The sequence below is a fragment of the Ectothiorhodospira shaposhnikovii genome, assembly GCF_047222355.1.
Classification (GTDB): domain Bacteria; phylum Pseudomonadota; class Gammaproteobacteria; order Ectothiorhodospirales; family Ectothiorhodospiraceae; genus Ectothiorhodospira.
On record NZ_CP178333.1, the window covers coordinates 1,745,566 to 1,766,905 of the forward strand.

General features: G+C 64.3%; 14 protein-coding genes and 1 tRNA gene. 2 read left to right on the forward strand and 13 right to left on the reverse strand.

Features of this window, described 5'->3' with window-relative positions:
• Positions 1-9: 9 nt before the first annotated feature.
• The 8 genes from ACLF6L_RS07990 to ACLF6L_RS08025 form a co-directional block, all read right to left on the reverse strand.
• Positions 10-2,232 carry an NHL repeat-containing protein gene (locus ACLF6L_RS07990; protein WP_412851364.1) on the reverse strand — a complete coding sequence of 741 codons (2,223 nt, stop codon included), beginning with the start codon at positions 2,230-2,232 and terminating at the stop codon, positions 10-12.
• Between the two features lie 66 nt (positions 2,233-2,298).
• Entirely contained in the window at positions 2,299-3,501 is a 1,203-nt protein-coding gene (locus ACLF6L_RS07995) for a S41 family peptidase (RefSeq protein ID WP_412851365.1), read from the reverse strand.
• Positions 3,498-4,043, reverse strand: coding sequence for a hypothetical protein (locus ACLF6L_RS08000; protein ID WP_238616924.1), 546 nt, complete (start codon positions 4,041-4,043; stop codon positions 3,498-3,500). Before ACLF6L_RS08000 ends, ACLF6L_RS07995 begins: the two co-directional genes overlap by 4 nt.
• Positions 4,040-4,684, reverse strand: a complete 645-nt coding sequence (locus ACLF6L_RS08005; protein WP_238616923.1) for a YMGG-like glycine zipper-containing protein — start codon at positions 4,682-4,684, stop codon at positions 4,040-4,042. Before ACLF6L_RS08005 ends, ACLF6L_RS08000 begins: the two co-directional genes overlap by 4 nt.
• A 34-nt stretch (positions 4,685-4,718) precedes the next feature.
• On the reverse strand, positions 4,719-6,386 hold the full coding sequence (locus tag ACLF6L_RS08010) for an SUMF1/EgtB/PvdO family nonheme iron enzyme (RefSeq protein ID WP_412851366.1): 1,668 nt from the start codon (positions 6,384-6,386) through the stop codon (positions 4,719-4,721).
• Positions 6,387-6,399: 13 nt separating this feature from the next.
• Entirely contained in the window at positions 6,400-8,235 is a 1,836-nt protein-coding gene (locus ACLF6L_RS08015; RefSeq protein WP_412851367.1) for an ABC transporter permease, read from the reverse strand.
• Positions 8,236-8,241: 6 nt separating this feature from the next.
• Entirely contained in the window at positions 8,242-8,994 is a 753-nt protein-coding gene (locus ACLF6L_RS08020) for an ABC transporter ATP-binding protein (RefSeq protein WP_238616920.1), read from the reverse strand.
• A 22-nt stretch (positions 8,995-9,016) separates the two neighbouring features.
• A complete protein-coding gene (locus ACLF6L_RS08025; RefSeq protein ID WP_412851368.1) occupies positions 9,017-11,137 on the reverse strand; it encodes a VWA domain-containing protein in 2,121 nt (706 codons plus the stop codon).
• Between the two features lie 147 nt (positions 11,138-11,284).
• On the opposite strand from ACLF6L_RS08025, the gene ACLF6L_RS08030 reads away from it, so the two are divergent.
• Entirely contained in the window at positions 11,285-12,616 is a 1,332-nt protein-coding gene (locus ACLF6L_RS08030; RefSeq protein WP_238616918.1) for a helix-turn-helix transcriptional regulator, read from the forward strand.
• Between the two features lie 76 nt (positions 12,617-12,692).
• On the opposite strand, the gene ACLF6L_RS08035 is transcribed toward ACLF6L_RS08030, so the two are convergent.
• From ACLF6L_RS08035 to ACLF6L_RS08045, 3 genes are all read right to left on the reverse strand, one after another.
• A complete protein-coding gene (locus ACLF6L_RS08035) occupies positions 12,693-14,567 on the reverse strand; it encodes a phosphoenolpyruvate carboxykinase (GTP) (RefSeq protein ID WP_238616917.1) in 1,875 nt (624 codons plus the stop codon).
• Between the two features lie 90 nt (positions 14,568-14,657).
• Positions 14,658-15,602: a histone deacetylase family protein gene (locus ACLF6L_RS08040; protein ID WP_412851369.1), complete on the reverse strand. Its 945-nt coding sequence runs from the start codon at positions 15,600-15,602 to the stop codon at positions 14,658-14,660.
• 81 nt (positions 15,603-15,683) lie between these two features.
• Positions 15,684-16,481, reverse strand: a complete 798-nt coding sequence (locus ACLF6L_RS08045; protein WP_238616915.1) for a type II secretion system protein N — start codon at positions 16,479-16,481, stop codon at positions 15,684-15,686.
• Between the two features lie 104 nt (positions 16,482-16,585).
• On the opposite strand from ACLF6L_RS08045, the gene ACLF6L_RS08050 reads away from it, so the two are divergent.
• Positions 16,586-16,662 (forward strand) — tRNA-Val (locus tag ACLF6L_RS08050).
• A gap of 60 nt (positions 16,663-16,722) precedes the next feature.
• Here ACLF6L_RS08050 and ACLF6L_RS08055 read toward each other — a convergent pair.
• Both ACLF6L_RS08055 and ACLF6L_RS08060 read right to left on the reverse strand, forming a co-directional pair.
• Positions 16,723-20,208, reverse strand: a complete 3,486-nt coding sequence (locus tag ACLF6L_RS08055; RefSeq protein WP_412851370.1) for a hypothetical protein — start codon at positions 20,206-20,208, stop codon at positions 16,723-16,725.
• 170 nt (positions 20,209-20,378) lie between these two features.
• The gene (locus ACLF6L_RS08060; RefSeq protein ID WP_008933088.1) at positions 20,379-21,173 is read right to left on the reverse strand and encodes a response regulator; all 795 of its coding nucleotides are present in this window, start codon (positions 21,171-21,173) and stop codon (positions 20,379-20,381) included.
• Between the last annotated feature and the right edge of the window lie 167 nt (positions 21,174-21,340).

Below are 21,340 nucleotides of genomic sequence, written 5' to 3' on the forward strand. Positions count from 1 at the left end.
GTCCCTCCCCTACGGCAAGGCCCGGAAATGCTGGATGCGAGGGGCGCGATCCCCGATCAGGAAGGTGTCGAGGACATAAAAGCTGTCGTCCGGCGCCATTTCAATCCGTACCGGATCGTCGAAATGGCCGTCCCGCCCCCCCGGCGCACCCAGCCTCACATGCAGTGAACCATCCCCGTGGAAGGCCTGAACATGATGGCCCTCGGTGACGAGGATGTACCCCCTTGAATCCACCACCAGCGCCTTGGGAATCGACAGTCCGCCCAGATACCCCCCCTCTCGCCGGATGAGCCTCAGAAAATCGCCATCGGCATCAAACACCTGGATCAGACCATTGTTCTTGTCCGGCATGAAGATGCGCCCATCGGCCACGGCAAAGGCGTCCTCGGGATACTGGGGGAACCCCTCCATCTCATTGGAGTACCTTTCCCGCTCTCGACCCGCCTGATGCAGAAAGTTTCCCTGAGTATCAAAGCGCAGGACACCGAATTTCATGGGGTCGGTGATCAGCAGGGTACCATCCGGCGCCACGCGGATCTTGCGCGGACTGCGCAACACTCCCGGCTCTGCACGCTGCTCATAGGTGCCGATGGTCCCCCAGCCGCGCAGGAACCTGCCTTCGGCATCAAAAACCTTCACCGGCGGACCGGATTCACCGGCATCCAGCACATAAAACTCGCCTCCCGGCCCAACAGCCAGCGACTCGGGCGCGCTCAGGGCTTCCGGTGTCGTGCCCCACTGCCCGAAGTGCGGCACCCACTCGCCATCCCGGTTCAGACGCAGGATCCTGACCACGCCGACGGCGCCGTCGTCCGTCTTCTCCTCCCAACGCGCCAGCGCCCACAGGGTCCCGTCGGGACCCACCGCGATATCCCTGGCCCCGCGCAGCTCCCAGGTGGCCAGGTGCAACTGTTCCGACAGCATGGGCTTGGGCGCCCTGTCGGAAGAAGCCAGGATCTGCAGACGAATCCGGTGCTTGCGATCAGCGTCGATCATCTCGTCCAGGACATGCAACCGACCGGCATCATCGACCTGCAGGTCCCGCAGGAACATGAACTCGCCGGTGTCGGTTCCCTGCCGACCGATGACATTGAGCAACTGTCCCTCGGGGGAAAACTGCAGTATCCGCCCATGGGCGGTATCGGCAAGAAACACATGCCCCCGGCCATCCACGGCCATGGAGCCACCCCGCCAGGCCATCTCATCAGCCGGGGAGGCCAGGATATTCAGCAGTTCGCCCTCGGCGGACAGGCGCTTCACGCGATGGGTATCCCCCACATGAATGATGCCGTCGGCGGCAATGCGCATGTCGCGGATACGGCCGTACTGATGTGCTTCCCGGCCGTTGGGACCACTGAAAAAGGCCAGGAACCGGCCATCCGGCGCAAATTTCTTCACGCCCTTGACCCCGGAAAAGTCCGAAGCGGCCTCCACTACGTAGATGTTGCCTTCATGGTCCAAGTCCAGATCAAAGGCGCCGCCCACCTGAGTGATCTCGCCGCTGAAGGCAATCACCTCGGAAGGACGCTCCGTTCCCGGAAAGACCTTCACGAGGGGCGAGGCATCCCCCATGGCCATCCGCGAGACGATCAACGCCCCCTCCTCGTCGAAGATGCCGTTGTGGACGTAGCCCAGCGGCCGCCCCTCATGGGTCAGCGGCCAGGGAGACCCCTCCGGCTGCAGGGTCTCGGCGTCCAGCCTTGCGATCGCAGCCTCCGAATGGCGGTCCGACTTGAACAGCACATGCCAGCGGCCCTGCGGATCCCGCAGTAACCGGGATGCCTCCATCCTCGTCTCCTGATCCGGCAGCTTGAGGTCAACCGTGCGGATGACCTCATACCAGGGTCCCGCCCCCGTGACGACCGCGGGATCGGCCTTGGCCGCCACCGTATTGGCGGCACGGGTGTCCTCCGCCGGCGGGCTCATGAGCACCAGCAGCGTCTTCAGCCCGTCAAGCTGTGCCGAAGACAGCGCGGCTTCATCAATCCAACCCTGGATACGACGCCTGTCCGCGGCCAGCAGATCCAGACCCTGCCCTCGCAGTTCCATCGCCAGACTACGGTGGCGATCCGGCAACAGCCCGTAGGCGGCCAGCGCACGCACGGTGAGACGATCCTGCTGCTCCAGTGACAGCAGCTCATCCGGCCAGGACACCGATGCCGCTCCGGACGCGACGGACATGACCGACAGCCAAAGCAGCAACAACAACATCAACCCGCGTATTGCACTCATGGCATGGATTCTCATCATGAAGAAAAGGCCGCCCGTCTCCGGGCGGCAAGGGTGATTGACATCCCGTCAAAACATTTCCTGGTGTAATGCCGCCGGTGCATCGGGTTCTGCCCGCGGCGGCGGCACCTTGGCGCCGCGACCATGCCGCAACGCCATCGAGACGGCCAGCAGGCGGGAGGGATCACGGAGCATGGCCGTGCCCACCACCCGGTCAGGCTGGATGCCCACGTCCGCGCAGCTCTCGCCCCCGGGGAGCCATACCATCCGGTTGGTCAAGCGCAGCACGGAACCGTCCGACAGGCCGACATCCCTCTGGCTGCTGCACTTGCCGAAGGTCGGGCGACCCACGATCTTCGCCCGTCCGTGATACTGCAGGGCACCGGCAAACACCTCCGCCGCACTGGCGGTCTCCGGTCCCACCCAGAGCACCATGGGAAAATCCACCTTCCCGCCCGGCGGGGCATGAAACACCGTGGACCTGCCGTCGGGCCCCTGCATGCTGCCCAGCACCGCACCCGCGGGCAGGAACAGGGCCGCCATGTCCAGCGCCTCGTACAGATCTCCGCCGCCGGAGTCCCGCAGATCCAGGATCAGGGGTGCGGCCCCCTCGGCGGAGGGAGGCGATGCCGCCAGCACGAAATCCAGCGTTGCCAGCAGTGCCGGACGGGTCAGGCCGCCGACGAAATCCCGCACCCTGACGATCCGCTGACCGGAGGCATCCACCAGTTCCACATCCAGGGGCCGGAATCGCTCTCGGACCATCGTCAGCCTCACCGGCGCCGCATTCAACCCCGGGGGCAACAGGGTCAGGGTGACCGTGCTGCCTTCCGTGCCCCGCAACAGGCGCAGCAATTCAGCGGGAGCCACGCCCGTCACGGACAGCCCATCGACCTCCAGCAACCACATGCCTTCCACGACACCGGCCAGGGCGGCACCGCCGCCCTGGTAAGGCAACAGCATGACCTCGTCCTGCTGGAATACCAGATCGGCACCGATGCCGACCCAGGCATCCCGACTGAGCATGGGGGAACGCCAGGTGCCCGCGGGAAAGTAACGGGCATGGGGATCCAGCGCCCGTAACTCCCGCTCGAAATTCGCGGCGGACAGCCCCTCCAGTACCGACTCGGCAGGTGGATGCAATGCGTGTTCCCGCATGACCTGACGAATCTCATCCAGGGGAACCGAGCCCTCACCGTCCCCATGGCCCCAGGCCGTGCCTGCGATGGCAATGGCGATGGCGCAGGCCAGAACCGTCAGCCCCCGTTTCAACGGGCAAGTTCCAGGGACAGCTGCATCAACAGCTCATATTCCTGCTGCAGGGCCTGGCGCTGCTGCTCCAGCTGGCGGCGGCGCAGATCCGCGTCGCTGTCGCCAAGCCCGTCGCCTTCCAGGGCATCCAAGGCCGATTGCTGACGTCCCATCTGCTGTTTCAGCGCCGCCAGACGGCTCTGCAGTTCCCGTACCCGCTGGTCACCCCGTCCATGCTGCGCGCTCAGGGCCGCGACCTCGCGATCCAGGGACGCCACGTCCCCGTCGAGCCGTTGCAAACGGGCACGCTCCGCCGCCACCTGTCGGGTCTGCTCGGCCCTGCGGGTTTCCAGGTCACTCCGCTCGCCTTCCAGTTCCTGCTGGGTCCTGCGCAACGCCTCCAGACGCGCCTCGCGCTCCTGCACCCGGGCGTCATAGGCACCGCTGCCCAATCCCTGAATGCCGCCCAGAAGCCCGCCTTCCCGGGGGTCGGTGGAAGTGGCGCACCCACCCAGCCACAACACCATGGGCAGGGTGATCACCATCCGTCTGCAAGCCTTCATACCGACAACCTCTGATCAATGCGGGCCAGCTGGGTGCTGCCTTCCCGGAGCTGCTCCAGATTGGCCTGCAAGGCCGCAACCTCCTGCTCCAGGCGGGCGATGTAGGGGTCATCCTTGGGACGCCCCTTGCTCTCCTGGGCGAGGATGGCGTTCTGAACCTTGAGTTCGTCCTCCAGGGTCTTTTCCAGCTTCTGTGCCGTCTCGATACGTCCCCTGAGGTCATCCCGACGGGCCTGCAGGGTACGGCGGTCCGCGTTGCCGGCGTCAAAACGGGCCCGCAGGTTGCTGGACTCGGTTTCCAGCTGGGCAATTTCGCCGCTCAGACGCTGGTTGTAGGCCACCGTGGTGGTGTTGAATTCCGCCACCCGGGCGATCTCGCCGTCCAGGAAATCCTCGGTGCTGGCGTAGGCCTGCTTGCGCTTGGCTATCTCGTTGCCGACGGCCAGGCCGACCCCGCCGCCCAGCAGGGCACCCACCGCGGCACCACGTTCGCGGTCGATGGCATAGCCCAGCAGGCCGCCGATCAGGGCACCGGCGGCGGCCCCCTCTCCCCGGGTACGCTGCTGGTCATCCATGGTGGCGCACCCGCCCAGCAATGCCGCCGCGCACAGCAGTGTCAGCCCCTTGCACGTCTTGTTCATCTTCATCCCCTCATGGTCACAATCGAATGATGCATCAGCCGTCGGTGAAGTCCCGGAAACGTGCCCGGTAGTCTTCCAGCCAGAGATCCAGGTCGGCCCGCCGCTGCTCGTTGAAGTCCTCCGCATGGGTCTTGAGCAGTTCCAGCACCACCTGCTCGCGCCTGGGTGTCTCACGGGCGGCCAGGGCGGCAAAGGCCTGTTCAATGTAGGCCGGCTCGTAATCGCCCAGGGTGGAAACCTTGTCCCGGTAGCCCTGCAATTGCGCCCGGGCGGCCTCGTCCAGATCCCTGATCGAGGCCTCCACCGCCGTCACCTGCTCCTGGTAGCGGGTGGACAGTTCCGCCAGCCGGCGGGCGGTTTCCAGACTGCCTTCAAGACGCTGGAGACGGGACAGGTAGACACTCAGGTTCACCCCGTTGCGGGCGGCATCCTGGGCCAGACTGCGGGCACTCTCCCGCTGGGCCATATCCAGTCGCTCCCTGGCCCGGTCCATGTGGGCCTGCACCGCCGTCAGCGGTTCCCTGAGCGCGGCATTCTCCTGCATCAGCCGGGCCAGGATGGGCTCCACCGTCCCCAGTTGCACCGAGGCCTGGGCCACCAGGTTGTCCAGGGTGCGCCCCACAGGCATGGTGCGTCGCCACTCCGCCCGGTACTGGTCGTATTCCTGCTCGATGCGCTGGCGCTGGGCGGTACTGACCACCACGTTGGCGCCGATGGCCAGACGCACGCCGGTATTGAAGGACCGGCGTTCCTCCATGCGCCCCTGGTCCGGATTCCAGGCATAGGCATCCAGCTCGGCCCGCAGGGCACTTCTGAGCTCGGCCGGCGGCGTGGAGACACTGCCGCCCCGGACGGCGATCCCGCCCGGCTTGCCCTGCCAGACCTCGGGCCGGAACAGGCCGGCGGTCATTTCCTGGGCATTGCCCAGCAAGTCATGGAACCCCAGGGCGTCGGCCCGGCGCAGGCCGACCGACCGCAACTGATGACGGGCATTGCCCAGATGCCAGGCATATTCATTGATTTCCCGCTCGGCAAAGGGCAGACGATCGTTGAAGGTGCCCGCCTGCAGGGCCGGCAGCCCCCCTCGGGCCACATATTCCCACTCATCCTCGGTGGGCAAGCGCAGGAAGCCGGGCACGCCATCCACCCGGGGCAGTGCCTTGACGCGTTCCGGGTGTGCCGGATCGAACAGCCACTGGTTGTAGCGACGCACGAAGGCCTGGATGTCCTGATGGCTGACGAAGGTCAGCGGCAGGGTCAGGGCATCCCGCAATGCCCGCCCCTGCAGGGTCGGTAATTTCTGATCCTCCGGGTCGCCGCTGACTGCCAGCAGGGATTCCATGCCCATCACCGCCACATACTGGGCCCGGGTCAGTTCGTACTTGGCCAGGATGATGTCCCAGCCCTGCCCGTCCGCGCTGGGAAACGAACCGCTGATCTGAGTGCGCTGCAAACCCTCGAAGATCCCGCCGGCCGCATCCCCGATCTGGATAATGCGGTCCTGATCGCCCCAGAACCCGCTGCCCGGGACCCGCACCGCCCGGAACACCATCTCGGCGTTGTCGGGCATGGGCAGAACGATGTCGCCCGGCGCCGGACGAGGGTTGAAGAAGGTGGGCGTGAGTCCCTCGTCGGCACCGGCCCAGGGGGCCGGCAGGACCATGATCAGCAGCATCCAGAGAAGCCGGAACCGACGATGCATGGATGTACGCCGTTCATTGTTCACGGATGGCCTCCGCGGGATCGATATGAGTGGCGCGCCAGGCGGCCACCAGGGAAGCCAGCACCGCCAGCGACAAGGTGGCGACGATGGCCGTCAGGACATGGCTCGGCGGCAGGGCGCAAAAGCGCTCACCGGGCGCCAGCTCACCGGCAAAGGTACGGTTGATGGTCATGGCCAGGGCGGCGTAGCCGGCAAAGGCGGCCAGCAGCCCCAGGGCGGCGATCATGGCCCCTTCCGCCACCGGGAAGAAAAACACATGCCGGCGCGCCAACCCCAGCAGACGCAACACGCCCAGATCCCGCCGCAGACGTTCCACGGAAGCGTAGAGACTGGCGATCAGGACCGCCGTCCCACCGCTGATCCCCAGCAGGGCGATCAGCTGGAACAAACGGCTCAGTCCGGCATCCAGGATCCGGATGCGTTCGATGGCTTCCACCTCGGCGATGAACTCGATGCCCTGGGCTTCCAGCCTGCGCGCCAGATCGGGGACATCGTCGATGCCCTGGGCATAGAGACGAAATCCCCGATACCCTCCCCGCGCCATCTCGAAACGACGCCCCTCCGGATCGTGGATCACGGCCCGCTGGGTGGCTGTGCGCAACACCCCCAACAGTTCCACCGGCACCACGGGTCGATCCAGGTCGGTCTGCCCCCGGACCCATAGTTCCAGGGCCAGGGGGGCCACGCCATCGCTGCCGAGAACCAGACGGGATGCCGGGACCTCGACATTCCCCGGCAACAGCACCGAGGCCAGACGATCTCCATCCGCGGCCGTCCCGGTGAAGCCGCCCCAGGGCAAGGGGTCCAGCCCCAGAGACGCCGCCTGTTCCGGGGTCAGAGACAACCCCGCCGGCGACCCGGGCAGTCCCGTTCCGGCATGGAGCCTGACCTGCGTCACATAGGGCAGCAGCCAGCGTTCCTGACCCCTGAGCTTCTGTTCGATGGCGCGCAGATTGGAGAGGGTGATGGCCGTCCCCGGTGTCAGCAGTTCATAGGCATGCAGGCGCGACGGCGGGGTGAAGCCCAGCAGGGCGCGGATGCGTTCCGAAGATGCCTCCTGCATCCGGGCGAAGCCGGTATTGATCACCAGGCCGGTGCGCGCAATGGGATCCAGCGGACTCTCCAGCAGGAGGATGGCGCCATCAAAGCTCAAATGAGGCTCCGGCGTCTCTCCAGGCCACCCCCGGCGGGACGCACCGTAGCCTTCCTTGTAGGCTTCCACATCCAGTACCAGCGACAGGGGGGCGTAGATCCGGGGCAGATGTCCGGCCCGGGATGCCAATACGGAGACGATCTCCAGCACTTCCTCGGCCTGCTCGGTGCGCCCTGCCCGCGACCGCGTCACCCGCACCGTGAGCCGATCACCGGCGGCCACTCCCAGGCGCCGCGCTGCCTCATGACTGAGCACCAGCTGGTCCTCGCCGGGGATGCGGGCGCCGTTTTCCAGCAGCAGCGGGTCTCCCGCCGCCGTGGGCACCAGATCAAAAAGCTCCGTCCTGCCGGTCCCCGGATGCACCACCTGCAGCACCGAGGAGAGGGGCAGGATGGTCGGCGTGACAAAGGCCACCCCGGGCCACCGGGCCACCTCGTCGAACCAGGCGGGGGCATACTGTCGGGTCTGGGCGGGCCGGATCTCCCGGAATACCGGGTCCTCCACCAGGCGCTCGCGCAGGGTCTCGATGGTGCCGTGCTTGAGTCCCATCAGCACCAGCAGGGGGGCAATCACCGCCGCCAGGGCCACCACCAGGCACAGGGTGAGAATCCAGTCATGGCGCAGATGGGAGGCCGCCAGGGCGGGAATGAGTCGAAACGGGCTCGGCCGTGGCATGGACAGCTACCGTCCGGCAGGGAGCGGACGACAGACGGAGCGAGTCCTTTGCGCGGTAATCTGTTGTACGTCGAAGGTATAGAAACGGTCGGCATGGTCACTGACCAGATCCACGTCATGGGTGACCATCACCACCGCCATGTCTTCATCCCGTGCCAGGGCATGAAAATCCTGCATGATGTCCCGGGCGCGGGTCTTGTCCACCGCCGCCGTGGGTTCATCGGCCAGCACCAGACGGGGGGAATGGGCCAGGGCCCTGGCAATGGCCACCCGCTGACGCTGCCCCACCGACAGGGCGTGGGGCATGCGATCCAGGCAGACCGTCACTCCCAGACGCCGGGCGAGGTCGCTAATGCGCTGCGCCTGCCCTGCCCCGGAACCGCCCCGGATGCGCCCCGGCAAACGGATGTTGTCACGCACGCTGACAAAGGGCAGCAGCCCGCCGGTCTGCAGCACATAGCCCAGATAATCACGCCGCAACCCCGCCAGTTCGGCCTCCCGGGAACGGTTCCAGAGTACCCGCACGTCGATGGACGGGGTATCCCGGCGAGGCTTGAAGTGGAACCGGTCCGCCTCCGTCGGCGCCATCACCATCGCCAACAGATCCAGCAGCGTGCTCTTGCCGCAACCGCTGGCACCCACCACCGCCACCATTTCTCCGGCAGTCACCGAGAAGGCCGGAACCTCCAGCTCAAAACGACTCCCCCCCTGCTCCCGGTGCTTGACGACCCCTTCCAGGCTGACCATGGCCGTGGACATGCCTTGCATCCTCACCATTCGCTCAGGGCAAATAATCAAGATGCAGCGGATAGACCATGTCCCTGTCTTCATCGGCATCGTTGAGACGGAACCAGGCATCCACCTGTTCGTTGATGGCCCGGTACTGCTCCAGCTTGGCCAGGATGCTCCACTCCAGCTGGGAGCGCTGCTCCGTGGTCATGCTGGCAAACATCTCATCGGTCAGGGACAGGATGTCGCTGCGATAGGGCAGGCTCTGGATGAAGGCGGGCAGCAGACCCGTCTCCGCCAGACGGGCGCCCCGACCGATCTCCTCCGGTCGCTTCATGGTCTGTCCGGCCACGCCCTGCAGGGCCTCGAAGAACTGGGCCTGGGTCACCTCGGCCCGCATCAGGGCCTGCACCACCATGTCCAGGGACTGGGCCAGAGAGCTGAGCTGCTCCCGGTTCACCAGTACGCGCACCTCCAGGGCCCGGTCGGCGGGATTCACCAGGTCACGATCCAGCGACCAGGCCACCACATCCTTGGGCGGATGGGCATCCCGCCCGATGTATTCCACCATGGCCGCCTTCCAGAGACTTTCCACCGACTCCGGCACCGACACCGGCGCGTTGGCGCTACCAGGCAATTCGGCACCGATGGTGGTGGTGAGCAGCTGGCTGATACCACCGGTCACCCGGTCCGCCAGGGATTGATATTCGGCTTCCTCAAAGGCATTGACCGCTTCCAGGGCGGAACGGGACTCATCGCCGCGAACGCGGGAAAGCCGGCTGAACTGGGCATGGGCAATGGGATGATCCTCCACTGCCCGGGGGTCCTGCAGATGAATGGCAAGCAGGTGAACCTGGGCATCATCCAGTTCCCGGCGCAGGTCCGTTTCATCCTTCCCGGTGACGTTCTGGGGATGCCCCTTGGGATGGGAACTGGCATCCCCGATCATGATCATGAAACGCAGGGCCCCCTCGCGCCACTGGCTGCGCAAGGCCGCATCCACGCCGGCAAAGACCTCCTCGGCATAATCCAGACTGCCCACCTGCGTGGCCCGGGCGGAATTGCCCAGCAGTTCCACCAGCGTGTTGCCGTCCACCAGGGTCGGCGTATGATTGCGGGTCACGTATTCCAGGGCGGGAATCACCTGGGTGGAGTCCCGGAACGTCACCAGACCGAAGCGGAAGCGGTCGGCGGTCTCGCCGGTGAAGCGGCGGGTCATGCGGATCACCGCCTCGCGGGTCATGTCGATGAAGGGCTGCATGCTGCGGGTGGTGTCGATCACGAATACCACGTCCACGTTCAGATCACCGGTACTGCTGCCGGCCTGGGTTCTGCCCACCTGGGACTGGGTCCGATAGGATGCGTCCTCCAGGGTGTCGGCACCGCGCTGACGCGGCACCGCGGCCGCCAGTTGCAGCAAGCGGGCATCGTCGCCGTGGATTCGGGTCTCCCGCCAGTCAATGATGGGCAACATGTAGAACTGACGGGTGATGTCAACGAAACGGGCCGGCTCCATGCTGATCACGGAGTCGGGCACCTCGCCCTTGCCGATGCCCTGATAAATGGCCCTGGCCCGTCCCGCCATGTCCATGTCATCCACCACGGCTTCCAGGGCCTGGAGATCCCGGAACATCAGCACCGGGCTGCGTCCTTCGATGGCATCCCCCGGGTGGGTATAGGACACCAGCAGTGCCTGCCGCCACTCCAGCAGGTCCCTGGCCTGCATCCAGCCGTCGGACTGGGTCCGACCGGCGCCGACCCGGTACCATCCCCGAGGATCCGCCCCCTGGGTGAAGTCCAGGTCACGGCGTTCGAACACATAGAGGGGGCGAAAAGCCGGCACATTGGCCATGGCGATCATGCCTTCTTCCGCCCGGGGTTCCCGATAGATGTGGGAGAACGGCCTTGGCAATCCCCTGAGCGGCAGATCGGTGGCGATCTCCAGACAGGGGACGTCGCCGGAACAGCGTATCTCGTCTTCCCGGACGCTGCCGGCGGAGGCGGACTCATGCCCCTCGGTGCCTTCAAGCGCCCAGAGCGCGGAAGTGGGCGAAGGATGGCCCGCAGTCCCCTCCAGGGCCGAAAGATCGGCCACGGCGGGGCCGCTCAGCAACAGCCCAAGCCAGAGGGTGGCGCGACTGATTTGCCGGTCGGCAATGGACGCAGGATTCATCAGCGACTCTCCGGAGGCTGTTGTGGTGACAGCCCCATTCTGCGCCGGAGCGCTCCTTTTAATAAGTCGTCAACCTGTCAACCATCCATTGGAGCGATGTAAACCATGGTGTAGACTCCCGCACAAGATCAGCAACTTGGGATGTCAATGACGCTTGCTCCCCAACATATGGTGAGGATCGGCATCGCCGCTTTCTTCATCGCCTGGCTGACCACGTTCCCCATGTCAGGAATCCTGCTGACTCACGAGCAGTTGATGCCGTGGTTCCTGGCCCCCCACATTCTCGTCCTGCTCGGATTGGGCCGCCTTGCCGGCCGCATGCCGTTGCAGCGACTCCAGCAGCTGATACGCATCAGCCTGATCGGGACGGTGGGTTTGAGCTTGCTGGCCCTGGAACTCAACGGCGGATGGTCCATTCCCCTCATGGTCTTGCTGGGCATCGCCTCCGCGCCGGTCTCCCTGCGCATGGGGCAATATCTCAAAGCCTCTGAACGTCCCATCGTCTTTGCGGCGCTGGCCCTGGCCGCCGGCAATCTGCTGTCCCTGATCGTGGTCCTGATCCCCCTCTCGCCCCAGCTCAAGCTCACCTTCGTCAGCGTCCTGCTGCTGTTCCTGCTCACGCCGCTGGGACCCGGACAACACCGCCGGGAACCGGAAACCGCAAAACTGGGGCGATTGCTGAGCTACCTGCCCTTCATCTTCGTGTTCCAGATCGTCTCGGGATTGATGTACGGCGGTCTGATCCCGGCCTATGAGGCCCATGCCGTCGCTCCCGGGCTGGAGGTGATCTTCTACGGCGCCGGGGCCATCGGCTGTCTCTGGCTGGTCAAATACACCCAACCCACCGCCATGCTGATCGGCGTGGTCTCGGCCCTGACGGCGTTCGCCCTCTGGTCACTGCTGCCCAGTGGGGCGGGCATCCACGGGGCCATGTTCTTCATGATGGTGGCGGCCGGCATCATTGATCTGCTGCTGCTGTTCCTGGTGCTGAAGCAGACGGATCTGGTCCGTGCCTATGGTTACGGCGTCGGGGTACTCTGCGGGGGGATCCTGGTGGGACATCTGCTGAGCATGGCTCTGGGAGGGGCGGCCGATACCATTGCCTTTATCGGCCTGATTCTGCTGAACATGGCCGTGCTCAGCCTGTATCTTCCCAGGAGAAAATCCGAAGTCCAGGCAGTCGATGAACCTGCCGAACAGACGCCGGAGACGCGGTTACCCGACACCCTCGTCCAGATCCTGTCGGACCAGGAACAGCAGGTATTGCGCCAGGTGTTGACCGAAAAGACCTATCGGGAGGTCGCCGATGCCCTGTCCATCTCGGAATCGTCGGTCAAGACGTACATGCATCGCATTTTCCAGAAAACCGGGGTCTACCGGCGGCATCAGCTACTGGAGTTGATCCGTAACCCGCGGGCGGGACTGCATGCCGTCCCGAAACAAGTGACGGATCCCGACAAGAAAGCCAAGGTGGCCTGACCCCAACGGGGACGGCCAAGGTCACTGGGGTTGGGGACAGCCCCCCCACGGAACACTCCGTGGGGGGGGATAAAGATCAGCTCTCCCGTTCGGGGGCCAGATGCCAGTGCTCCGGCGACCGCCACAGCCCCGACAGCAACAGCTCCCGCATGAAGAAGAACTCCTTGGGCAACTTGTCATAGAGCTTGGAGAACAGCTCCTCGTGGGCCATCAGTTCCTCTTTCCAGGCCTCGCGATCCACTTCCATGACCTTGTCGAAATCCCTCATGGAGAAATCCAGGCCCTTGAAGTCGATGTCGTTGTAGTGAGGCATCCAGCCGATAGGGCTCTCCACCGCCGAAGTCTTGCCCTTGACACGGTCGATGATCCACTTGAGCACGCGCATGTTCTCGCCGAAGCCGGGCCAGACGAAGTTGCCGTGATCGTCCTTGCGGAACCAGTTGACCCCGAAGATACGCGGCGGCGACGGCAGATCACGACCGAACTGCAGCCAGTGATTGAAGTAGTCGCCCATGTGATAGCCGGCAAAGGGCAGCATGGCGAAGGGATCCCGACGCACCTGACCCAGCTTGCCGAAGGCCGCGGCGGTCATCTCCGACCCCATGGTGGCCGCCAGGTAGACCCCGAAGCTCCAGTTGAAGGACTGGTACACCAAGGGAATGGTGGTGCTTCTGCGGCCACCGAAGATGAAGGCACTGATCGGCACCCCCCTGGGGTTTTCCCACTCGGGATCGATGCTCGGACACTGACCGGCCGGCACCGTGAACCGGGCATTGGGATGGGCCACCGGCTTGCCGGAGGCCGGATCATACACCGCTCCGGTCCAGGTGATGGTGCCCTTGGGCGGCTCATCGCTCATGCCCTCCCACCAGACATCCCCGTCCGGCGTCACGCCCACGTTGGTGAAGATGGCATTGGCCTTGACCGTTTCCATGGCATTGGGATTGGTCTTGTAGTTGGTGCCCGGCGCCACCCCGAAATAGCCCGCCTCGGGGTTGATGGCATGGAGCTGTCCGGATGAGTCGGGCTTGATCCAGGCGATGTCGTCACCCACCGTGGTGATCTTCCAGCCGTCCAGAGAGTCCGGCGGGATCATCATGGCGAAATTGGTCTTGCCGCAGGCGCTGGGGAAGGCGGCCGCCAGATAGGTCTTTTCCCCTTCGGGAGATTCCGCCCCCAGGATCAGCATGTGCTCGGCCAGCCACCCCTCCTGCCGGGCCATGGACGAGGCAATGCGCAGGGCGAAGCACTTCTTGCCCAGCAGGGCGTTGCCGCCGTAGCCGCTGCCGTAGGACATGATGGAGCGCTCTTCGGGGAAGTGCACGATGTACTTGGTGTCGGGATTGCAGGGCCATTTGGCATCCTGCTGACCCGGAGCCAGGGGGGCGCCCACCGAGTGCAGACACTTGACGAAATCCCCCTCGCCGAGGATATCGATGACCTTGCGGCCCATGCGGGTCATGATGCGCATGTTGACCACCACATAGGGAGAATCGCTCAGCTCCACGCCGATCTGGGAGATGGGCGAACCCAGCGGCCCCATGCTGAAGGGGATGACATACATGGTACGCCCCTGCATGCAGCCGTCGAACAGACCGTTGAGGGTCTGCTTCATGGTCTTGGGGTCTTCCCAATTGTTGGTGGGGCCCGCGTCTTCCTTGCGCAGGCTGCAGATGAAGGTACGATCCTCCACCCGGGCCACGTCGCTGGGATCGGAAAAACAGGCAAAGCTGTTGGGGCGTTTTTCCGGGTTGAGCCGGATGAAGGTCCCCTGATCCACCAACTGGCCGGTAAAGAAGTCGTATTCCTCCTGAGAGCCGTTGCACCAGTAGACCGCGTCCGGTTTGCACAGATCCGCCATCTCCTGAACCCAACGGACCAGGGCTTCATTCCTGACCTCGCTGGAATAGTCGGCACCGGGGACTGACTGGGTTCTTGCTTGTTCGCTCATGATTCCTCTCAGGTTTGAATTGAAAATGCCTGTCTGCCGAGACTAGCTCAGCCTGCCGAGTATTGCACCCGTCGAATCAGACCGACGGCCTCAAACAAGTTCACCATCGGCATCGGCCAGCACCTGAAGATGCGCCAGAACGCTGCGCCCCAGTGCCGGGAGGTCATAACCGCCCTCCAGCACGGATACCACGCGGCCCCGGCTGTATCGACAGGCCAGATCCATGATCATCTCCGTCAACTCGGCATAATCCGCCTCCACCAGCCGGAAACTCGCCAGCGGATCATCCACATGCGCGTCGAACCCGGCGGAGACCATCACCAGTTGTGGCGCAAAATCCTCCAGCACCGGCAGCCAGCGCGCCTTCATGGCGCTGCGCAGGGCCGGACCATCGGTACCGGCATGCAGGGGCAGATTGAGGATATGATCGCTGCGGGTATCGGCGCCGGTGCCGGGATACAAGGGGTGCTGAAAACTGGAACACAACAGCACCCGCGGCTCATGACGGAAGATGTCTTCGGTACCGTTGCCGTGATGGACATCGAAATCGACGATGGCCACCCGCGTCAGGCCATGGATCGTCATGGCATGGGCCGCCCCCACGGCAACATTGTTGAACAGGCAGAATCCCATCCCGAACCGCCGCCCGGCGTGGTGTCCCGGCGGCCGCACGCTGCAAAAGGCCGTGCTGCCGGGGGTTTCCATCACCCGGTCCACCGCCGTCACCACCGCACCCGCCGCCAGCCGGGCCGCCTCGAGGCTGTGTTCACACAGATAGGTATCGCCGGTATCGAGCATGTCCCATTGTCCCGGTGGCGGCACGGAGGCCTCCACCAGATCCAGGTACTCCGGTGCATGAACCCGTTCCAGCTGGTCACGGGTGACGGGGCGAGCCTCAAGGCGGATCACCCGCCGCCCCAAGGGGGAAGCGTCCAGGGCCTGCTCGATGGCCTGCAGACGCTCGGGACATTCAGGATGGGATGAAGGTGCCCGATGCAGCCGACAGGTTTCATGGGAGACGAAGAAGAGCGACATGGGCCGGGGATCCTGAAAAAGTGGCTGGGTTCTTCCTATTGATATAGCCCACCGTCCGCCACCCCGTTGGCGGACCGGAAATCACGGACTCTGAAACCGGATCATGAACCCATCACCCTGCGCTTCACCCACCTCGGCCAGCAGGCCGATCAGGGCCGAATCATTCCTGTCGCGGGGCGTGGCGACGGCCTCGAATTGCACCCCGCCCCGGCGAAGATCTCCGGTCGCTCTCCCCTGCAGCGCCAAAGGCCCCCCCTGATCCCTCAACGTGCCCTGAAATTGATCGCCTTCGGTATGGAACCGGCCCGATAACTGTCCCAACGGGACGGGACGATCAGCGAGAATGGCGGCATGGTGCCATTCCAGTTGCCCGCTGGCCGATTGGAGCCGGCCGTCATCGGTCATGTCCAGCCGTCGCAGGTCCAGCCGAACAGTGCCGTCCAGGCCAACGCCCTGCAGCCCCGCTCCCTCCAATATCCGTCCCAGGCGTGCGGCAGGTAACTGAGCCTGACCCTCGGTGATACGCCAGCCTGTCAGACTTCGACTGGCCACACCCTCAAACCGGCCGCCGTCGAAATGTGCTTCCACGTCGGCAGCGATACGTCCGGTGACGGCCTGCATGGGTCTCAACTTCCAGGACAGGTCCACAGCCCCCAGATCCGCGCCCGCCGTCCCGGGAAGAACCACCTGTCTCACTTGGCCGGAGCCCAGGGAACCCTCAATGTCCAACCTGGCCAAGGGCTCCGGGACGGGAAGATGTCGATCGGCAAATGCCTGCAAGGGCGGTAGCGGAACCTGCGCCACTACCCAGACCGAAGCGGTCAGCAGGATGGCCAGAAGGGACAATGAAAGCAACAGGGACAGGAAGAGTCGGCGCATGGGGAGATTATAAACGGAACGGTGACGGATCTGCCGGACCGCCATGTTTACAAAGTGTTTGACACACCAAAGACAGGCTGTATAATGCGCCCTTCAACAACGACAGGCGCGTAGCTCAGCTGGTTAGAGCACCACCTTGACATGGTGGGGGTCGTTGGTTCGAGTCCAATCGCGCCTACCAAAAAATGCTGTAAAAAGAGCGGCTTGCGGGATACCCGGGCCGCTTTTTTTGTGCCTTCGGCTATCTCGGTCCGAATCGGGTAATGCTCTCCATGAGCATGGCCATGTCCTCCACCACATCCGGGATCGACTTGCCGCCGGTGAGCTGATGGATACGGCGATTGGCCTCCAGCGGGTCCAGCGTGTTGTTGCCGAAATCCTCCAGCACACGAACCACCTCCCCCCAGTGATTCCGGGACTGCCGAAGCGCCTCGGCAGAAGCCGGCGAGGCGGCGGTCACCCGGCCGATCTTGGCAAAATCCTTCGCCGCCCCCCTCGAAACCTCCTGCAGCCTTTCAAAATGACTCAAGGAAGGATCGTTGAGCATGTGCCAGGACTTGTAACGGGTCACATCCGCCGCCTGCTGCCCCCAGGCCCTGGAGATATTGCGTCGGTTGGAGGATAGCCAGGCCACGTCCCTGTAGCTCTCGGGATGAACGCTGGTGGTCACGTTCTCCCAGGCCTGCTGAGCACTGCGTCCGGTCACCTTGCGATAAGCCTCGTCCCAGGCCCGCTGGGCATCCCGCTGCCATTCATGCACGCCCGCGGGCCTGCCGCCTTTCTGCAATGAACGCACCAGGGCCTCATCCAGACCGATGTCATAATCCATGCCCACCGAGCCGGCACTGGCGGCATTGCGGAACTCCCGCAACGGCTGTCGATTCCAGCCACGACTGCCCATGCCCGCATGGAAACCGGCCTCCACTTCGGCATGAATCGATTTCAAATGGGCGTTGTAGGCAGCCTGGGTGCCATAGGCGCCCTGATATTTGAGAAAATTCTTTGCACTGGGATTGCCGTTGATGGCCGCCGCCTTGTTGCGAACCATGTTCTGCAGCAGGGTGATCTCACTGGCAGACCTGCCCGCCCTACCCGCCGCCAGGAGCTGTTGCTGGCTGGCCTGAAACTCTCGCACCAGACGCTCGCCCTCGGCACGTGCCCGATGGAATTCCGCCTGGGCCTGGCGATCCGCGGCCGAAGGCAGCGCCATCGGCCGCTGCCCGGCGCCGGAGGCCCCCTGGGTTTGCTGCCGAGTCCCTGCCCCACCCCCGAGCAGCTTGCTGAAGCCATATTCCATGGCCTTGGAAGTGGCAAAAGAAACCGCCCCGCGCCGGACACCCTCCATCAGGCCATCCTCCTGATAGCCGCGGACCGCCTCGGCGGCCGCGTTCACCTTGGGTCCCATGTAGGCCGCGGTCTGCAACATCGCCTCCCTCGGCCCCCCCTGTATGTACCCGGTGATGCCCTGGTAGGCCAGATTGGCGGGGCGCCCTCCGAACAACGAAGCCACCATCATGCTCCGGTTGGCCGCGGCCTGAAGGGTTTCGGCGGTTTCCACCTTGTACTGATGCCAGGCCAGTTCCTCCTCGGCCCGGGCCTGCTCCAGCTCGTGGAATCCCCGTACCTGCTGGCCGATGGCAGAGGCCATCCGCTGCACGACATCCTGATCCATTTTTTGACGCACCTCTGGGGTGAGCTGGTTTTCGATGAAGCGCCGCGCCTGTTCTCGCTCATGGTCGGGCAACATCCCGCTCAACCGATACAGGGCATCCACGCCCCGGGTGAAATCCTCCATCTGCCGCTGAGACTGGCGGATGTTCTCGATAAAGCCCTGATGGGCATAGTCATCGAACACGCTGCGGGTGCGCACCAGCGTACCGGTACGAATGGAATCGATCAGATCCTGCTCCGACTGCAGGTCGGCCATGCGGGTGATGATGCGGAACTCCAAGGCGGCACGGCGCTCCGGGTCGGTCTCTACGGCCAGCTCTTCCTGCTCCCGACGCAGATAGTGCCCGATCATGGTGATGTTGTGCTCGTGAGTCTTGATCCGCGCCTGCTTTCGCTCGGCTTCGGCCTGCGCTTCGGCCAGCTCAGCCTGCTGCCGTGCCGCCTCCTCCGAGCTCTGCGCCACGGGAGGCGCGGACGGCCGAGGCCCTGGGGCATCGCCGGTGGCCACAGTCACGCCGGCGGCGTGCCGGTCGAACAGGGCGTTGAACTGACGCAAGTCCTCTTCCAGGCTGGAATCCTCGCTCCAGGGGCGCTGACTCAGCCATTCCCGGGACGCCCGCTGAAACGCCGGCGTCAGGGCGAACGTGGTGCGCGCCATGTTCACATAGGCCGTCGTGATGGCTTCGGCCACCGCCAGCCCGGCATGGGCACCGACCAGGCGGGCGGCATTTTCCACCGGGTCTCCACCTTCCGCCGCCACCAACGCCTCCCGCTCCCGCGCCAACGCTGCCATCTTCTGTCGATACGCCCTTTCAAAGGCGGCGCTATCGATGTCGGAAGGATAGACCACCGCCTGGTTCGGATCGGTCAGCTGCCTGGCCTGGATGATCAGGGTATCCTCCCCATCCTCATCTTCGAATTCCGCGTGGAAATGCCCTCGGGAAAACCCATGGAACAGCCCCGGAATGAACGCGTGCTCCCCATCGCGCATGGGCAGTATCTGCACATATTCATGGATGCCTTCCTCCTCGTCCGGCTCACCGAGGAAAAAGGCTCGGTATTCGGGATCATCCCGATCCCCCACCGCATAGACGAGAAACAGCACGGGAAAACCGGGCAGCTCGTCCATCACCATACTGCCGGCCACACCCCCTTGCCCCACCCAAAGCCCCTCATGGGGGGCATCGGGCGGCAAGGCTTCCAGAATGGCATCGATGGCGGACTGATGACGGCGGGCGGCCTCGGCCTTCTGTTCCACCGGATCGGGCGGGTCACCCAGCGCATCCATGGCACGGGTCACGTCATCCATGCGCGCCTGCAGGGCACGCATGTAGTCCTGCTGCATCAGCGCCAGATTCAATGCCGCCCGGGTGTCCGCCTCGCTGTCATAGGCGGCCGCCAGCATGGCCTCCTCCCAGGCATCATCGAACGCTTCGGCGGCCTTCGCCTGCGCCTGGCGCAACACCACGAATTCCGACAACAAGGGGATCGCCGCCTTGAAGTACGCGATGATCGATGCATCGGGAAAATCAAAATAGGGTTTCCAGTAGGCCTCGAACCGCGCCTCATCCGCCGAAGACATCGGCCCCATCATCGCCCGGGTACCTTCCATGGCAATGGAGATCAGGGCGGTGTAATGGGTCTCCCCCATCTGTTCCAACGGGAACGAGGGCGGCATCGGCAAGGCCGGCAGGGAGACAAAGGCAGGTACGGGAGCGGCCTCTCCCGCCCCTTCCGCGAGACCGAGCGTATCCTGCATCTGTTGCAGGATCACGGTCAGGGTCCGGCGCGAAGCTTCGGGCAGATCGGCCGGTGCCCCGGTCAGTAGCCGCTCCAGGTCTCCGATCGTCATGGGCAATACATCGATGCCGGCCTGACGCAGGCGGACCAACTCCGAGACGGTCTGTGCCGGCAGCAGATCGAACCCCACCAGCGCCCGGACCGTCAGCGCCTCTTCCGTGCGCAACGCCTCCGGCAACAATGGCCCGGCGTGCAACCGTGAGGATTCCAGGGCCAAGGGCACCAGTGTACCCACGACCACAAGGCCGGACGCCAAGACAACCGACCGCCGAAGACTGCTGGAAGACAATCTGCTGGACACGTGTGCGCTCCCGTCAACCAAGAAGCTCATGGTTGTACGGCGCAAGCACCCCGTAAAGTCGACCGCGTGTCGACTTTATTATTCGGATGCCTTGACTGGGATTGATTCGATCACCGGCGACGCGGCTAGATCATCCGCCGCAACAATCTGCGTACCTGATCCACCTCGAAGGGCTTGTCGCAGATGGCGGACACTCCCGCCTTCTTTACCGAGGACAGCCGGGAGGCGTCCGACTCGGACGTCACCATCATCACCGGAATGTGCACATAGGCGGGATTGCCGCGGATCTCGTTGACCAGGGCCTGGCCATCCATGACCGGCATGTTGTAATCGGTCACCACCAGGTCATACTCATGCCGGCGCAACTGCTCCAGGGCCAGGGCACCGTTTTCCACCTGGTCGATGTGCTGTATCCCCACATGCTCCAGCACCCGGGACAAATGATTGCGCGCCATGCGGGAATCATCCACCAGCAACACCCTCACGTCGGCGATGTCCCGATCCTCCAGTTCCAGTTCCTCTTCCTCCAGATAATCCAGGGTCACCGTCAGGGCCCGTTCCAGATCATCCCGATCAAAGGGCTTGGGCAGCAGGGCCAGCACGCCGCTCTGACGCACCGCATCCAGCTTGTCATGGTGCTGCTCGCTGGAAATGACCATCTTGGGCACCTCCACCAGGCGAGGGTCCTCCAGCATCCTGGCAAACAGCTCGGGTGCTTCCATGTCCGGCAGGTAGAAACTGGAAATCAGCAGGTCCGGTATGTAGGTGGCCATGAGTTCAAGGGCGGCCGCCGCGCTGTCCACGCTTTCGATCTTGAGGATATGCCCCTCGGACAGCAGCCGGATGATGATCTGGCGCTGTGTCCGTGACGGCTCGATGAGCAAGATGGCCAGATCTTCCACACACACCCTTTGACGCATGAATCAGTCCCGTTCCGGTTAACCAGGATTGGATGCCGATGCCGCACACAGGGGGTGCATCGGTACCACGGAACCATCATGCCTCATTCAGGCAAGATGCTGAAGACGAGAAACGCAGGAACATGCCGCCGGACAACTCAGGGGGCATGGGAGACAGGTAGGAGGGG

Excerpts from the sequence above, each read along its gene's own strand:
- ACLF6L_RS07990 (WP_412851364.1), bottom strand. The coding sequence starts at position 2,232 with ATGAGTGCAATACGCGGGTTGATGTTGTTGTTGCTGCTTTGGCTGTCG.
- ACLF6L_RS08000 (WP_238616924.1), bottom strand. The coding sequence starts at position 4,043 with ATGAAGGCTTGCAGACGGATGGTGATCACCCTGCCCATGGTGTTGTGG.
- ACLF6L_RS08005 (WP_238616923.1), bottom strand. The coding sequence starts at position 4,684 with ATGAACAAGACGTGCAAGGGGCTGACACTGCTGTGCGCGGCGGCATTG.
- ACLF6L_RS08010 (WP_412851366.1), bottom strand. The coding sequence starts at position 6,386 with ATGCATCGTCGGTTCCGGCTTCTCTGGATGCTGCTGATCATGGTCCTG.
- ACLF6L_RS08015 (WP_412851367.1), bottom strand. The coding sequence starts at position 8,235 with ATGCCACGGCCGAGCCCGTTTCGACTCATTCCCGCCCTGGCGGCCTCC.
- ACLF6L_RS08020 (WP_238616920.1), bottom strand. The coding sequence starts at position 8,994 with ATGTCCACGGCCATGGTCAGCCTGGAAGGGGTCGTCAAGCACCGGGAG.
- ACLF6L_RS08025 (WP_412851368.1), bottom strand. The coding sequence starts at position 11,137 with ATGAATCCTGCGTCCATTGCCGACCGGCAAATCAGTCGCGCCACCCTC.
- ACLF6L_RS08030 (WP_238616918.1), top strand. The coding sequence starts at position 11,285 with ATGACGCTTGCTCCCCAACATATGGTGAGGATCGGCATCGCCGCTTTC.
- ACLF6L_RS08035 (WP_238616917.1), bottom strand. The coding sequence starts at position 14,567 with ATGAGCGAACAAGCAAGAACCCAGTCAGTCCCCGGTGCCGACTATTCC.
- ACLF6L_RS08040 (WP_412851369.1), bottom strand. The coding sequence starts at position 15,602 with ATGTCGCTCTTCTTCGTCTCCCATGAAACCTGTCGGCTGCATCGGGCA.
- ACLF6L_RS08045 (WP_238616915.1), bottom strand. The coding sequence starts at position 16,481 with ATGCGCCGACTCTTCCTGTCCCTGTTGCTTTCATTGTCCCTTCTGGCC.
- ACLF6L_RS08060 (WP_008933088.1), bottom strand. The coding sequence starts at position 21,173 with ATGCGTCAAAGGGTGTGTGTGGAAGATCTGGCCATCTTGCTCATCGAG.